The organism is Plantactinospora sp. B24E8, assembly GCF_039871735.1.
Lineage (GTDB): Bacteria > Actinomycetota > Actinomycetes > Mycobacteriales > Micromonosporaceae > Plantactinospora.
The window spans coordinates 80,988-94,765 of sequence record NZ_JBDPMH010000012.1 but is presented as its reverse complement, the minus strand read 5'-3'; the positions used below and the strand labels follow the sequence as shown (position 1 = coordinate 94,765).

The 13,778-nt window shown below is 72.2% G+C and carries 17 protein-coding genes; 10 read left to right on the top strand and 7 right to left on the bottom strand.

Annotation, left to right across the window (positions count from 1 at the left end; translation table 11 throughout):
* The first annotated feature begins 12 nt into the window (after window positions 1-12).
* The 5 genes from fabI (at window position 13) to ABGB21_RS19210 (ending at window position 3,953) form a co-directional block, all read left to right on the top strand.
* Window positions 13-789 (top strand): enoyl-ACP reductase FabI, encoded by a 777-nt coding sequence (gene fabI / locus ABGB21_RS19230; RefSeq protein ID WP_347652325.1) that lies wholly within the window; start codon window positions 13-15, stop codon window positions 787-789.
* Window positions 790-879: 90 nt separating this feature from the next.
* A complete protein-coding gene (locus tag ABGB21_RS19225; protein WP_347678817.1) occupies window positions 880-1,932 on the top strand; it encodes a ferrochelatase in 1,053 nt (350 codons plus the stop codon).
* 101 nt (window positions 1,933-2,033) lie between these two features.
* Entirely contained in the window at window positions 2,034-2,813 is a 780-nt protein-coding gene (locus tag ABGB21_RS19220) for an HAD-IIA family hydrolase (RefSeq protein ID WP_347652323.1), read from the top strand.
* Between the two features lie 445 nt (window positions 2,814-3,258).
* Window positions 3,259-3,444: a hypothetical protein gene (locus ABGB21_RS19215; RefSeq protein ID WP_347678815.1), complete on the top strand. Its 186-nt coding sequence runs from the start codon at window positions 3,259-3,261 to the stop codon at window positions 3,442-3,444.
* Between the two features lie 95 nt (window positions 3,445-3,539).
* A complete protein-coding gene (locus tag ABGB21_RS19210) occupies window positions 3,540-3,953 on the top strand; it encodes a DUF2267 domain-containing protein (protein ID WP_347678813.1) in 414 nt (137 codons plus the stop codon).
* A 58-nt stretch (window positions 3,954-4,011) separates the two neighbouring features.
* Here ABGB21_RS19210 and ABGB21_RS19205 read toward each other — a convergent pair whose 3' ends face one another.
* Window positions 4,012-5,031 carry an aldo/keto reductase family protein gene (locus ABGB21_RS19205; protein ID WP_347678811.1) on the bottom strand — a complete coding sequence of 340 codons (1,020 nt, stop codon included), beginning with the start codon at window positions 5,029-5,031 and terminating at the stop codon, window positions 4,012-4,014.
* A 69-nt stretch (window positions 5,032-5,100) separates the two neighbouring features.
* Window positions 5,101-5,892 (bottom strand): hypothetical protein, encoded by a 792-nt coding sequence (locus ABGB21_RS19200; protein ID WP_347652319.1) that lies wholly within the window; start codon window positions 5,890-5,892, stop codon window positions 5,101-5,103.
* Window positions 5,893-5,990: 98 nt separating this feature from the next.
* Here ABGB21_RS19200 and ABGB21_RS19195 point away from each other — a divergent pair, with 98 nt between their 5' ends.
* Window positions 5,991-6,803: a DUF3097 domain-containing protein gene (locus ABGB21_RS19195; RefSeq protein ID WP_347652318.1), complete on the top strand. Its 813-nt coding sequence runs from the start codon at window positions 5,991-5,993 to the stop codon at window positions 6,801-6,803.
* A gap of 41 nt (window positions 6,804-6,844) precedes the next feature.
* Here ABGB21_RS19195 and ABGB21_RS19190 read toward each other — a convergent pair whose 3' ends face one another.
* Together ABGB21_RS19190 and ABGB21_RS19185 are read right to left on the bottom strand one after the other, a co-directional pair.
* Window positions 6,845-7,372: an N-acetyltransferase family protein gene (locus ABGB21_RS19190; RefSeq protein ID WP_347678809.1), complete on the bottom strand. Its 528-nt coding sequence runs from the start codon at window positions 7,370-7,372 to the stop codon at window positions 6,845-6,847.
* Window positions 7,373-7,403: 31 nt separating this feature from the next.
* Window positions 7,404-8,753 carry a serine hydrolase domain-containing protein gene (locus tag ABGB21_RS19185; protein ID WP_347678807.1) on the bottom strand — a complete coding sequence of 450 codons (1,350 nt, stop codon included), beginning with the start codon at window positions 8,751-8,753 and terminating at the stop codon, window positions 7,404-7,406.
* Window positions 8,754-8,931: 178 nt separating this feature from the next.
* Here ABGB21_RS19185 and ABGB21_RS19180 point away from each other — a divergent pair, with 178 nt between their 5' ends.
* From ABGB21_RS19180 to ABGB21_RS19170, 3 genes are all read left to right on the top strand, one after another.
* Window positions 8,932-9,405 carry an NfeD family protein gene (locus ABGB21_RS19180; protein WP_347678805.1) on the top strand — a complete coding sequence of 158 codons (474 nt, stop codon included), beginning with the start codon at window positions 8,932-8,934 and terminating at the stop codon, window positions 9,403-9,405.
* A gap of 5 nt (window positions 9,406-9,410) precedes the next feature.
* Complete coding sequence (locus ABGB21_RS19175; RefSeq protein ID WP_347652314.1) at window positions 9,411-10,520, top strand: SPFH domain-containing protein; 1,110 nt, start codon at window positions 9,411-9,413, stop codon at window positions 10,518-10,520.
* Window positions 10,521-10,804: 284 nt separating this feature from the next.
* On the top strand, window positions 10,805-11,590 hold the full coding sequence (locus ABGB21_RS19170; protein ID WP_347652313.1) for a hypothetical protein: 786 nt from the start codon (window positions 10,805-10,807) through the stop codon (window positions 11,588-11,590).
* Here the strand turns inward: ABGB21_RS19170 and ABGB21_RS19165 are convergent.
* From ABGB21_RS19165 to ABGB21_RS19155, 3 genes are read right to left on the bottom strand one after another with little or no spacing between them, the layout of a single operon-like run.
* The gene (locus ABGB21_RS19165) at window positions 11,573-12,049 is read right to left on the bottom strand and encodes an SRPBCC domain-containing protein (protein WP_347678803.1); all 477 of its coding nucleotides are present in this window, start codon (window positions 12,047-12,049) and stop codon (window positions 11,573-11,575) included. The two genes, ABGB21_RS19170 and ABGB21_RS19165, sit on opposite strands and share 18 nt — an antisense overlap.
* Window positions 12,039-12,368, bottom strand: a complete 330-nt coding sequence (locus ABGB21_RS19160; protein WP_347652311.1) for a metalloregulator ArsR/SmtB family transcription factor — start codon at window positions 12,366-12,368, stop codon at window positions 12,039-12,041. The genes ABGB21_RS19165 and ABGB21_RS19160 overlap by 11 nt, the downstream gene beginning before the upstream one ends.
* On the bottom strand, window positions 12,361-12,738 hold the full coding sequence (locus tag ABGB21_RS19155; RefSeq protein ID WP_347652310.1) for a glyoxalase superfamily protein: 378 nt from the start codon (window positions 12,736-12,738) through the stop codon (window positions 12,361-12,363). Before ABGB21_RS19155 ends, ABGB21_RS19160 begins: the two co-directional genes overlap by 8 nt.
* Before the next feature lie 113 nt (window positions 12,739-12,851).
* Between ABGB21_RS19155 and ABGB21_RS19150 the strand changes: the two genes are divergently transcribed.
* The gene (locus ABGB21_RS19150; RefSeq protein ID WP_347678801.1) at window positions 12,852-13,703 is read left to right on the top strand and encodes an RNA methyltransferase; all 852 of its coding nucleotides are present in this window, start codon (window positions 12,852-12,854) and stop codon (window positions 13,701-13,703) included.
* Window positions 13,704-13,778 lie beyond the last annotated feature (75 nt).

The following is a 13,778-nucleotide window of genomic DNA, read 5'->3' as shown; positions in this document are numbered from 1 at the left end:
GAGGATCTGCACGTGTCTGGACTGCTGGCCGGCAAGCGGCTGCTCGTCACCGGAATCATCACCGACCAGTCGATCGGCTTCTCGGTGGCGAAACTCGCCCAGGAGGCCGGGGCGACCGTGGTGCTCACCGGCTTCGGCCGGATGTCGCTTGTCGAACGGATCGCCAGGCGGCTGCCCGAGCCCGCCCCGGTGATCGAACTCGACGTGACCAACACCGAGCACCTCGACACCCTCGCCGACCGGGTCCGTGAGCACGTCGACGGGCTGGACGGGGTGGTCCACTCCATCGGCTTCGCGCCGCAGAGCTGCCTCGGCGGCGGCTTCCTCGACGCGCCCTGGGAGGACGTGGCGACCGCGATCCACGTCTCGACGTACTCCTACAAGTCGCTGGCGATGGCCGCGCTGCCGCTGATGCCGCCGGGCGGCGCGGTGGTCGGGCTCACCTTCGACGCCACCAAGGCCTGGCCGGTGTACGACTGGATGGGTGTCGCCAAGGCCGGACTGGAGTCCGCCTCCCGCTACCTGGCCCTGCACCTGGGCGCCAAGGGGATCCGCAGCAACCTGGTCTCCGCCGGTCCGCTGCGCACCATGGCGGCGAAGTCGATCCCCGGCTTCGAACAGTTCGAGAACGCCTGGACCGAGCGGGCCCCGCTGGGCTGGAGCCTGACCGACCAGGAGCCGGCGGCCCGGGCCTGCCTGGCCCTGCTCTCCGACTGGTTCCCGGCCACCACGGGTGAGATCGTTCACGTCGACGGCGGCTACCACGCCCTCGGTGCCGGCAAGATGTGAGGAATGGGCCCTTTCTGATGCCGGGCGGTAGCCGGCAGCGCGGAAGGGCCCCCTCCTGACCGCTCCGAGCGGCGGGCAAGAATGGGTGGCATGTCGTACGACGCGGTGGTGTTGATTTCGTTCGGCGGCCCGGAGCGGCCCGATGACGTCCTGCCGTTCCTGCAGAACGTGACCCGGGGTCGCAACGTGCCGCCGGAGCGGCTGGCCGAGGTCGCCGAACACTACCGGCACTTCGGCGGCGTGTCGCCGATCAACCAGCAGAACCGGGACCTGCTCGCCGCGATCCGGGCCGACTTCGCCGCCCACGGTCTCGACCTGCCGGTCTACTGGGGCAACCGGAACTGGCATCCGATGCTCGCCGACACCGTCGCGCAGCTGCGCGACGACGGTATCCGGTCCGCGCTCGGCTTCGTGACCAGCGCCTACGCCGGCTACTCGTCGTGCCGGCAGTACCTGGAGGACATCGCGGCCGCGCGGGCGGCGGTCGGGCCCGACGCGCCCCGGATCGACAAGCTGCGGCAGTACTGGGACCATCCCGGATTTGTCGAGCCGCACGCCGACGCGGTCCGTACCGCGCTGGCCACCCTCGACCCGGCCCGCCGGGCCACCACCCGGCTGGTCTTCACCGCCCACTCGATCCCGGTCTCGATGGCCGCCAGCGCCGGACCGGAGGGCGGCCGGTACGAGGCCCAGCTGCGGGAGACGGCCGCGCTGGTCGCCGCCGCGGCCGCCCCCGACCTGGGGTACGACCTGGTCTGGCAGAGCCGTTCCGGACCGCCCCAGGTGCCGTGGCTGGAACCGGACATCAACGACCACCTGCGCAACCTCGTCGCCGAAGGGGTCACCTCGGTGGTCGTCAGCCCGATCGGTTTCGTCTCCGACCACCTGGAGGTGGTCTGGGACCTGGACACCGAGGCGGCCGACACCGCCAAACAGCTGGGAATGGACTTCGTCCGGGCCGGCACCCCCGGCACCGACCCGCGGTTCGTCACGATGGTCCGGGAACTGGTACTGGAGCGGCTCGAACCGGCAACGGCGGTGCCGCGCCGGGTCGCCGGTCCGGCCGACCGTCCCCGGCTGCCGGTCTGGGACACCTGTGCGGTCGACTGCTGCCAGCCACCCCGGCGCCCCGGGCCGCGTTGATCCACGCCACGATGAACCGTGGCCGGCCCCCCTACCCTCCGAACCTTCGGGAGAGACATGAAGCAGGCACGCCAGTGGGCCGTCCGACACGGAGGCGCGGCATGATCGAGCGCAAGCCGGTGCAGAGCTGGCTCACCGACATGGACGGCGTATTGGTGCACGAGGGGCAGCCGGTGCCCGGCGCCCCCGAGTTCGTCAGCCGGCTGCGTGCGTCCGGCAAGCCGTTCCTGATCCTCACCAACAACTCGATCTACACGGCGCGGGATCTGCAGGCCCGGCTGAACCGGATGGGCTTCGACGTACCGGAGGAGTCGATCTGGACGGCGGCGCTGGCCACCGCACAGTTCCTGGCCGACCAGCGGCCCGGCGGCACCGCGTACGTGATCGGCGAGGCCGGGCTGACCACCGCCATGCACGCGGTGGGGTACGTGCTCAGCGACTACGCCCCGGACTACGTGGTGCTGGGTGAGACCCGGACCTACAGTTTCGAGGCGATCACCAAGGCGGTCCGGCTGATCGACGGCGGGGCCCGGTTCATCTGCACCAACCCGGACCCGACCGGTCCGTCGACCGAGGGGGCGCTGCCGGCCGCCGGCTCGGTCGCCGCGATGATCTCGAAGGCGACCGGGGTGGAACCGTACTTCGTCGGCAAGCCGAACCCGATGATGATGCGTTCGGCGCTGAACACCATCGACGCGCACTCCGAGACCACCGCCATGATCGGTGACCGGATGGACACCGACATCCTCTGTGGCCTGGAGGCGGGGCTGGAGACGATCCTGGTGCTGACCGGGATCAGCACCCGGGCGGAGGCCGAGCGGTACCCGTACCGGCCGTCCCGGATCGTCGGCTCGGTCGCCGACCTGATCGACGAGATCTGATCCCGCCGCGGTCGCCTGCCACGCGATCGTGGGCGCGTCGCTGTGCACGAGTCGGTCGACGTTCTTCCACTATCTGCTCCGGCATCCCGAGCCTGTCGAGGAAGGCGTCGACCGCCGACTCTTCCCCGGCGAGCGGTTACGGTCGTTTGTCGGATTCGCCCTGTACGTTGCCGGAGGGGTGCTCGCTACCTGGTCGCCCCACTCACGGGCGAGACGCCGCTCGCCCGGCGGCGGGCCCACCGCCCACCGCCCTCCGCCCTCCGCCGGCCGGGGGAATGGCCTCCGGGCTGGCGGGAAGACGGTGGGGTCGGCACGGTGGGGGGTGGTGACGATGGGCCGCGGCGCGAGGGCGAGCGGTATCGGCGTACGAGGTGGTTCGCCACGGAACCGGACGAAACGGCGACGTGTCTCGTTCGCCAGGTGGGCCGAGGAGCTCGCCAGCCAGGTGGGGGTGCTGCTGGGGCGGAAGGCCACCAAGGCGGGACGTAAACGTCCGATGAAGACCGAGCGTGGTGGCCGGCACACCACACGCAGCGTGCGCGCGGACACCCGGGGCATCGCGGGCACCCGGGTCAGCATGCGCAAGGGCCGGCGGATCGGGCGTGGTCGCAAGCGCATCCGTCCGGGCTGAGGATGGGCAGGCCGGGCTGGCCCGGCGGCTGGACCAGCTGAACAGGATGACAGGTGCGCGCGGGGAGGCGACGCGGCGGCTGGAGGGAGATCCGGATGAGCTACGAGGACTTTGTCGACGCGGTGGCGGAACGGGCACGCTTGTCGGCCCCGCAGGCGACGGCGATCAGCCACGCCACCCTGGAGACGCTGGCGGACCGGATCAGCGGCGGCGAGGCGGCGGACCTGGCCGCCCTGCTGCCGGACCGGCTGGCCGAGCACCTCGACAAACCGGCTTCCCGGGAGCCCGCCGACCCGTTCGGGCGCGGCGAGTTCGTACGGCGGGTGGCCGCCCGGGCAGACGTGGACGTGCCGGTCGCGAGCGCTGGTATCCAGGCGGTCTTCACGACCCTGCGGGAGGCGGTCAAGCTCCGCGAGTTCGAGGACATGGTGGCCCAGTTGCCGCAGGAACTCGGGGAGCTGTTGGCACCGGTCGGCCCGTCCGACGGTGGGCGCCGCTGGGGCCACTAGAACGCAATGTCGGTGTTCAGGGGGCCGGACGGACGGGGAGGCGCTCCACCGCGTCCGGTCACCCCGCCCAGTCCGGCTTCACCGCCATCATCCGGGCGGTCTTGTGCGGATCCGTCTCGACGAGGTCGCCCAGCGTCTCGTCGATCCGGCGCAGCACCTCGTCGTCGAGCCGTACGCCGGCCGCCTCGACGTTCTCGACGACCTGCTCCGGGCGGGAGGCACCGATCAGCGCGGTGCTGACCCCGGGCCGGCTCAGGGTCCAGGCGATCGCCAGCTGGGCCATCGACAGCCCGGCCTCGTCGGCGATCGGTCGCAGTCGTTGCACCCGGTCCAGCAGCGGCTCGCCGAGGACCCGCCGGATGAAGGTCGGGGCGCGGCCGGAGCTGGTCGCCCGGGACCCGGGCGGCGGCGCCTCACCCGGACGGTACTTACCGGTCAGGACGCCCTGGGCGAGGGGCTGGAAGGCGATCTGACCGATGCCCTCCGATACGCAGAGCGGCACCACCTCGGGCTCGACCACCCGCCAGAGCATGTTGTACTGCGGCTGGTTCGACACGATCCGGCGGCGGATCCCGAGCTGGTCGGCGACGTCCAGCGCGGCACGGATCTGTGCCGCCGTCCACTCCGAGACACCCAGATAGCGCACCTTGCCCTGCCGGACCAGGTCGTCGAAGGCGAGCAGGGTCTCCTCCAGCGGCGTACGGTCGTCGTACCGGTGCGCCTGGTAGAGGTCGACGTGGTCGGTGCCGAGCCGGCGCAGCGAGGCGTGGCAGGACTCGATGATGTGCTTGCGGGACAGGCCCCTGTCGTTCGGTCCGTCCCCGACCGGCAGACAGACCTTGGTGGCGATCTCCACCGACTCGCGGCGTACGCCCCGCAGCGCCTCGCCGAGCAGTTCCTCGGCGGCACCCCGGGCGTACACGTCGGCGGTGTCGAAGGTCGTGACACCGACCTCCAACGCGGCCCGTACGCAGCCCAACGCCGCCTCCCGGGCGACCGACTCGCCATGGGTGAGCCAGTTCCCGTAGGTGATCTCGCTGACCAGCAGGCCGCTGCGACCGAGATGGCGATGCTCCATGATCAATCACTCTAGCCTTCCCGCAGCCGGCACGTTGTCCCGCCGAGTCGGGCCTGGGCTGCCGGGTGGTCAGGCCGACAGCGGGGCGTTGCAGGCGGCGACGACGGCCCGCCGGCAGGCGGCGGTGAGCGGGCGCAGCGCCGCATCCCGCTGCCGCGCCTCGTGCGCGTTGACCGAACCGCCGGGTGCCGCGTGCTCGGCCAGCGCGAGTACCTGGTCGAGCACACTGGCCCGGGCGAACAGCCGGCGGGAGCGCGGGTCGAAGCCCGGCGGCAGGTCGACCGCGCTGTCCGGACGCCGCAGCGCGGCCAGCGCCCCGGCCAGCTCCGGGCGCCACTGCGCCACGTCGAGCCGGGCCAGCGCCGCGGTCGCCTCGGCCAGGCTGACCGAGAGCTCCGCCTCGGCCTCGGCGGCGCCGGGACTGCCCAGCGACGCGTTCGGCGCGTCCTCGGCCAGCGGGTGGACCCGCCACAGCACCGTCTCGAAGGTCACCCCGGACCCGGAGGTGTGGGTCCGTACCTCCGGGATCACACCCAGACCCCGGGCCACCACCGCCTCGCCGGCGAGCAGCGCGGCGGAGCTGAACGGCCCCGGGCCGGGCAGTCCGCGCGGATCGCCCGGGGCGGGCAGCACCAGCCGGATCTCGTCCGGCGAGAGCTTGGCGAAAACCGGGAGCGCCGCCCGCAGCGGTACGTCGGTCCAGGTGCCCGGCGCGTCGGCGACCAGGTGCTCCTCGCCACGCTCGATCTCGTCGGCGATCTCGTCGAACGGCACCAGGCCGGCGCGCCAGGCGCGTACCCAGGCGACAAAGCGGCTCGAGCGGCGCGCCGTCAGGGTCGCCGCGCCCGTTGCGGGGGACATGCGGCTAGGGTACGTGCTCAGCCCGCCCCTGTCTCCCGGCCCCGCGCGGCGGCGCGGCTACGTCACCCAACGTCCGGATGCGGCTAGCCTCGCCCCCCATGGGGAGAAGGTACGGCGACGACGTGCTCGCCGGGAACTGGCGACGGCGCCGGGTGGTACCCGAGGTGGACGCGGCACCCGATCTGGTCGTCGAGGACGCGGACTCGGGCTTCTGTGGTGCGGTGGTGGGTTTCGAGGCCGGGGCGGTGGTACTGGAGGACCGCAACGGACGGCGCCGCCACTTTCCGTTGCTGCCGGCGGCGTTCCTGTTGGACGGCGCGCCGGTGACGCTGCGTCGACCGGCAGCCCGGGCGGCAACGCCGGCCCGACGACGTACCGCCTCCGGCTCCGTCGCCGTGGCCGGGGTACGCGCCCAGGTCGCCAAGGCCAGCCGGATCTGGGTCGAGGGGATCCACGACGCCGCCCTGGTGGAGCGGATCTGGGGCGACGACCTGCGGATCGAGGGCGTGGTGGTGGAACCGCTGGACGGCATCGACGCGCTGGCCGAGCGGGTACGGGAGTTCGGGCCGGAACCGGGCCGCCGGCTGGGGGTGCTGGTCGACCACCTGGTGTCCGGGTCGAAGGAGAGCCGGATCGTGGCGGCCGTCACCTCGCCGCACGTCCTGGTCACCGGACATCCGTACGTCGACGTGTGGCAGGCGGTGAAGCCGGCGGTGGTCGGGATCCCGGCCTGGCCGGTGGTGCCACCGGGACAGCCGTGGAAGGAGGGGGTCTGTGCGGCGCTCGGCGTCGCCGAGCCGGCCGAGTTGTGGCGGCGGATCCTGGGGCGGGTGAACAGCTTCCACGACGTGGAGACCCCGCTGATCAACGCGATGGAACGACTGATCGACTTCGTGACCGAGCCGTCCTGAGCGCGGGTCGGTCCGCGTCGACCCGGCCGGTCCGACCCCGCTCAGCCGGGTTCGGCGGTCAGGTTGCGCTGCATCAGCACGGTGTCGAGCCAGCGGCCGTGTTTGTGACCGACCCGGACGAGCCGACCCACCTCGACGAAGCCGAACCGGCGGTGCAGCGCGGTCGAGGCCTCGTCGCCGCTGTCGGCGACCACCGCGATCATCTGCCGCGCCCCGGCGGCGGTGGCCGCCGGCAGCAGAGCGCCGAGCAGGGCCCGGCCGAGCCCCTGACCGGTCCGGTCCGGGGCGAGGTAGATGCTGTCCTCGACGGTGTGCCGGTAGGCGGGTTTGGGGCGGTACGGCCCGGCGTAGGCGTACCCGGCGACGACGCCGTCGACCCGGGCGACGAGGAAGGGCAGGCCCCGCCCGGTCAGGTCGGCGAGCCGCTGCCGCCACTGGCCGACGTCGGGCGGGGTCTCGTCGAAGGTCACCACACTGCCGGTGACGTAGTGGGCGTAGATCTCGGCGACCGCCGCCAGGTCGGCGGCGGTCGCCGGGGTGATCTCCAGGTCCGGGGGCGACACCGTCACCGCCCGCCGTACGGTTCCACACGACGGCGGTTCATCCGAGGTCGTCCGGGGTCCGGGTGAAAACGAAGGTGGCGATCTCCAGCGCGGTCACCCGGTCGGCCGGGTCCCGGCGTACGGTCAGGATCTCCCCGTCGTTCATCCCGATCCGGCCGCGCCACCGTCCGGCGGCGTCCCGGCCGAACCGCCACGCCACGGTGCCACCGGGCAGCAGGTTGGCGCAGACCAACTCCTCGGCGGTCGGATCCCAGGACAGTTCGTACTCCCGTCCCATCCACCACCACCGGCCGGTCAGGTCGGCGATCTCGGGTGGCGGCGGCGCGGTGGCCGGCAGCCAGGGACCGGGAACCGGCCCCGGCTCCAGGTCGAGCACCGTGCTGAGCAGGTGCCGGCCGAGCGTCGACAGCGCCCCGGACCGGAAGCCGTACGAGTTGGCGAAGCCGACGACGCCGGTCCGGGAGGGGCGGTGTACCGAGAGGGTCGCCACGTAGCCCGGCATCGAGCCGCCGTGTCCGACGTAGACCCGGTCGCCGAGGCGGTGCAGTTCCACACCGAGTCCGTAGCCGGCGGTCCAGGAGTCGAGGTCGGCGAGGACCGCCGGGGTACACATCTCGGCGAGCGTCTCCGGGGCCAGCACCTCCGGGTCCGGGTCGGCGAGGAACGCGGCCCAGCGGGCCAGGTCGGTGAGGGTGGCCCAGAGCTGTCCGGCCGGGGCCATCGCCCCGGTGTCGGTACGCGGCTCCTCCCGCAGCGTGCCGTGCCAGGGATGTACGACGTAACCCCGGGCGAACGGCTCGGTCGCCTGGTACGAGGTGCGGACCATCCCCAGTGGATCGAGTAGTCGGGACTGGACGAGTTTCCACCACGACTCGCCGGTACGGCGTTCCAGCACCGCCCCCAGCAGCCCGTATGCCAGGTTGGAGTAGTGGAAGACCCGGTGCGGCGGGTGGGTCAGCGTGTCGGCGGTGAGTCCGCCCAGCAGGGTCTCCAGGTCGGCTCCGGCGGACCGTTCCCACCAGTCGCCGTCGGGTTCACGCTGCAGGCCGCCGACGTGGCTGAGCAGTTGACGCAGCCGGACCGTGCCGAGTGGACCGTCGGGCAGGTGCCGCTCGAGTGGATCGTCCAGGTCGAGTCGTCCCTCGTCACGCTGACCGAGTAGCAGCGTGGCCGTCATCGTCTTGCTGATCGAGCCGATCCGGTACTGGAGATCCGGATGCGGGGCCGGGGTCCGGCCGGCGGTGGCGACGTGGACGAGTCGCCCCGCCCGGACCACGCCGATGATCAGCGACGGGGCGTGGCCGGCCGTCTGGGCCTGGCTGACCAGGGTGTCGACCCGGCGGATGGTCTCCGGCAGCAGCGGGGCGGTCTCCGGCGACGGGGTCACGGTCGTGCCTCCTTCGGCAGGTGGTCGGGTCCGTCTCCGAACCGCGGCGTACCGGCCGGCGCCAGGGTCGGCCCGTTGCCGACCCGGGAGTCCGGAACGTGTGCCCGTGTCCCGGGATCTTACCGTCGGCGATGCCCGCCGGTGGTCGTGACGTGCACCCGCGTGCCAGGATCGAGGGGTGGAGCCGCTCCTGTGGATTGTCCTGGGCGTCGTGCTCGCCGTGGCGGAGATCTTCACGACGACGCTCTTCCTTCTCATGTTCGGAATCGGGGCGTTCGCGGCGGCCGGCGCGGCGGCGCTCGGCGCCCCGGTGTCGCTGCAGGCCGTGGTCTTCGCGGCCGTCTCGGCCCTGACCCTGCTCTTCGCCCGGCCGGCCATTCGACGCAACCGGCAGTCGGAGGTGTCCGGGGACGGTGAGCAGGCGTTCGGCGTGGCGGCGATCGCGGGCAGCGCCGCGTTCGTGCTGGAACGGGTCGACGCCGACAGCGGGGTGGTCCGGATCGACGGTGAGATCTGGTCCGCCCGCGCCTACGACGCCACCCAGGTGATGTCTCCCGGGGAACGGGTCCGGGTGATCGAGGTCAAGGGTGTCACCGCGCTGGTCTGGCGCGACGAGTTCACCACCGACGAGCAAGCGGATAGCGAGAGGTGAGCGATGTGGAAAGTGTGATCGGTCTGGTGTTGGGCGCGGTGGCCCTGATCGTGGTGATCACCCTGATCCGGGCGGTACGCATCGTGCCGCAACAGCGTGAGGACGTGGTCGAGCGACTGGGGCGGTACAAGCGCACCCTCAAGCCTGGTCTCAACCTCCTCGTCCCGTTCGTCGACGCGGTCCGGACCAAGGTCGACATGCGGGAGCAGGTGGTCAGCTTCCCGCCGCAGCCGGTGATCACCTCCGACAACCTGGTCGTCTCGATCGACACCGTGCTGTACTTCAAGGTCGTCGACTCGGTGAAGGCGACGTACGAGATCTCGCACTTCCTCCAGGCCATCGAGCAGTTGACCGTCACGACGCTGCGGAACGTGATCGGCTCGCTGGACCTGGAGCGGGCGCTGACCAGCCGGGAGGAGATCAACCGGCACCTGTCGGGTGTGCTCGACGAGACCACCGGACGCTGGGGCATCAAGGTCACCCGGGTGGAGATCAAGGCGATCGAGCCGCCGCCGAGCATCCGCGACTCGATGGAGAAGCAGATGCGGGCCGAGCGGGACCGGCGGGCCGCGATCCTGAACGCCGAGGGGCACAAGCAGGCGCAGATCCTCACCGCCGAGGGTGAGAAGCAGGCGGCGGTGCTGCGCGCCGACGGTGACCGGCAGGCCCGGATCCTCCAGGCGGAGGGGCAGGCCAAGGCGATCCGTACCGTCTTCGACGCGATCCACCAGGCGAACCCGAGCCAGAAGGTGCTCGCCTACCAGTACCTGCAGGCGCTGCCGCAGATCGCCGACGGCCAGGCGAACAAGCTCTGGATCGTGCCGGCCGAGCTGACCAAGGCCCTCGAAGGGCTCGGCGGGGCGCTCGGCGGGCTGAGCCGGACAGCCGGGGACGAACCGCATGCCGCGGTCGACTCCGGCGCCGTCGAACGGGAGGCGGCCGAGGCGGCCGCGGCCGCGGCGGAGGCGGCGCGCGAGGTCACCGACGAGGTACGCGTCGCCGAGGCGCAGGTCGGCGGCACCGGGCCGCAGCAACTGCCGGCGCCGGAGCCGGTCTCGCCGGCGAGTCTGCTCGACGACTCCACTGTGGAGCAGCGGTCGACGGAGCGCGGCTGACCGACCCGCCGGCCCGGCCCGGGGGCAGCCCCGGGACGATTCGCCGGAAGCGTCCGCGCGGCACCCCGGCACCTGACACGATCGGTCCTAGCGACGGGTGGTGACCAGGAGCCGGGGCGCCGCAGCGGATGCGCCCGCGCCCACCCGCGTACCAGGTGAGCGAGGTGACGCGCGTGACCCACCCCTCGAAACCGGCAGAGCGCACCGCCGGTCCGGAAAACCCCTCCGAAACAACCAACGTCGCGGCAAAGCGGCCGAAGCGGCCGAGAAAGACCGAACCGGTCGTGACCGGCGGCGGGACGGCGATCGGCTACCAGGTCGACCGGTTCTCGGGTCGCTGGCCGTACGGCGGATTCACCCTGATGCGGTTCGGGTACGAACGCACCCCCGGCCGCCCCGCCAGCAACGCGACCTGGGCCTGGTCGGTACGCCGGGCCGCCCGCCGTGCCGTCTGGATCCTGCCCGGTTACGCCATTGTGTACGGTTCGGTGACCCTGGTCGGTGCCGGCGACGCCCCGTTCCTGGCCCAGGGCCGACCGGCGCACTTGCTCGGCTGGATCGGCGCGCTCTGGCTCGGCGTGCTCGCTGCGCTGGCGCTCACCGGTCTGCTGGTCGCCGCCCGGACCCGGCTGCTCGCCACCGCCGGGCTGCTGGTCGGGATCGCCGGGACGATGCTGCTGCTGCCGTTCGGCGGTCTCCCCGACGACTCGGCGACCTTCGGTACGTCCGGCCGGGTCATCGCGGTCATCGGCGGCGCGCTCTACTCCCTCGGTTGGGGACTGACCGGACTGGCCCTGTTCCGGTCCGGTGTCTTCAGCCGGGGCGACGGGGTCATGGTGATGATCGCGGCACCGATGCTCGGCGTCGGCGGGATGGTGGCCGCCGCGCTGCACAGCCTCGGCGCGGTGGTCCTGCTCGCCGCCGGGGTCGGGGTGGGCTGGCGGGCAGGCCGCCTGCTGCCGTCGACCGCGCGGGCCCGCCTGACCAGGGCGAGTCGCCCCGGCGCGGTGGCGGCAACCGTACCCGCCGGGGACGGGGTGGCGGTGGTCACCTCACCCGCCACCTCCTGACCGTGGGTGGGGTGTCAATCCGGTCTCCGCTGTCGTGTCGAGCGTCGCGGCCAACCGGCGGAGTACGTGGGAACGCCAGCCGCCGGACATGATGGCGAAGGTCCGCCGGTGGTCCGGGTCGTCCGGGTCGAAGCCGGAGTGTTCGACGAAGAGGCGGGTTCCCCGCCCCTCGGCGGCCAACGTCCAGCTGACCGTGCTGTCCAGGGTGCCGCCACGCCAGGCCAGCCGCAGTCGTCGCTCCGGATCGAGGTCGAGGACCTCGCAGTGCACGACGCCGTCGAAGCCCTGGTCCGGCCTTGGGTTGGTGCGGAAGGTGAACCGGTGTCCCGGCACCGGCTTGAAGTCGTTCGGCATGAACCAGCGGGCCAACAGCTCGGGGTCGGTGAGGGCGCGCCAGACCCGGGCGGGTGGATGCCCGAGGTACTGGTCGACCCGGATCACACCCTGGTCAGTGGTCATCGTCGCTCCTCTCGGCATCGAGCAGGTCACGCAGGTTGGTGAGCTTCTCCCGCCAGAACCGCTCGTACGGCGTCAGCCACTGCGCCACGTCGCGCAGCGGTTCCGGGCGCAGCGAGTACCGCCGCTGCCGACCGACCCGGCGTTCGACCACCAGCCCGGCGTCCTTGAGGACCTTCAGGTGTTCGGACAGGCTCGGGCGGCGCATGTCGAAGTGCTCCGCCAACTCCTGGACCGGACGACTCTCGTGGGCCAGGAGCAGGCCGAGCAGCTGCCGCCGGGTCGGGTTGGCCAGCGCGGCGAAGACGTCGACCTCAGACATCTGCGGTGGTCGCCTGGAGCACGATGCCGTTGCCGTCGGGGTCGTCGAAGGTGACGAACCGGCCCCAGGGCGCCTCCTGGACGCCGCCCTGGATCCGTACGCCCCGGCGGGTCAGTTCGGTGACGTCGCCGTCGAGGTCGTCGGTCTCCAGGACGAGGCCCCTGACCGAGCCGGGCGGCATGGCGTCGAACCAGGTGACCAGGGTGATCGAGGTGTCGGCGCCCTTCGGGGCGACCTGCACCCACCGTCGGTCGGGGCCCATCGGGTTGTCGCCGAGCAGGTCGAACCCGAGAACGTCGACGTAGAAGTCCCGGGCCCGGTCCTGGTCGGTCACCGGCAGGGAGAGCAGTTGGATTCGGCTGATCGTCATGGGTGGATCATAGGTAGGACATCTCCTACCAGTCAATGGTAGGAGATATCCTACGTGTCGCGTGGTCTCGTCCCGGCCGATCACGAAGATCGGGCCCGGAGGAGAATCGGGACGTGCCCGCTGACCAGACCGACCAGACCACTGACCCGTCCGGTGTTGTCGTCGAGGAGATCACCGACCCGGACGACCCACGGATCGCCGACTATCGGGCGCTGACCGACGTCGAGCTGCGTACCCGGTGGGAGCCGCCGCACGGACTGTTCATCGCCGAGGGCGAGCTGGTGCTGCGCCGGGCGCTGCGGGCCGGCTACCGGCCGCGTTCCTTCCTGGTCGACGCCAAGCGGGTCGACCAGCTCACGGACCTACCGACCGGCGGCGCACCGGTCTACGCCGCCAGCCAGTCGGTGCTGGAACAGGCGACCGGCTTCCACGTGCACCGGGGCGTCCTCGCCTCGTTCCACCGCCGGGAGCTGCCGAGCCCGGCGCAGGTGCTGGCCGACGCCCGCCGGGTGGCGGTGCTGGAGGACGTGAACAACCACACCAACCTCGGAGCGATCTACAGAGGGGCTGCGGCGCTCGGCATAGACGCGGTGCTGCTCTCGCCGACCTGCGCCGATCCGCTCTACCGGCGCAGCGTACGGGTCAGCATGGGCGAGGTGTTCGCGGTGCCGTACGCCAAGTTCGAGCGGTGGCCTGAGGGCCTGGACCAGGTACGGGACGCCGGCTTCACGGTCCTCGCGATGACGCCCGCCCCGGACGCCGTACCGATGCAGCGGCTCACCCCGGCGCAGCGGGAGCGGGCGGCGTTGCTGCTCGGGGCCGAGGGGCCGGGCCTCACCGCCGCAGCCCAGGCCGCCAGCGACGTACGGGTGGTCCTCCCGATGCGGCGCGGAGTGGATTCGTTGAACGTGGCCGCCGCCGCAGCGGTCGCCTTCTGGGAGCTGGGTCGCGACGACCCGCTGTGAGGCGGTTGCCGTTCGGGCGGCGTGCGGTGGACGGAGTTCGACCGGGGCGGGCACTTCGCCGCGATGGAGGTACCC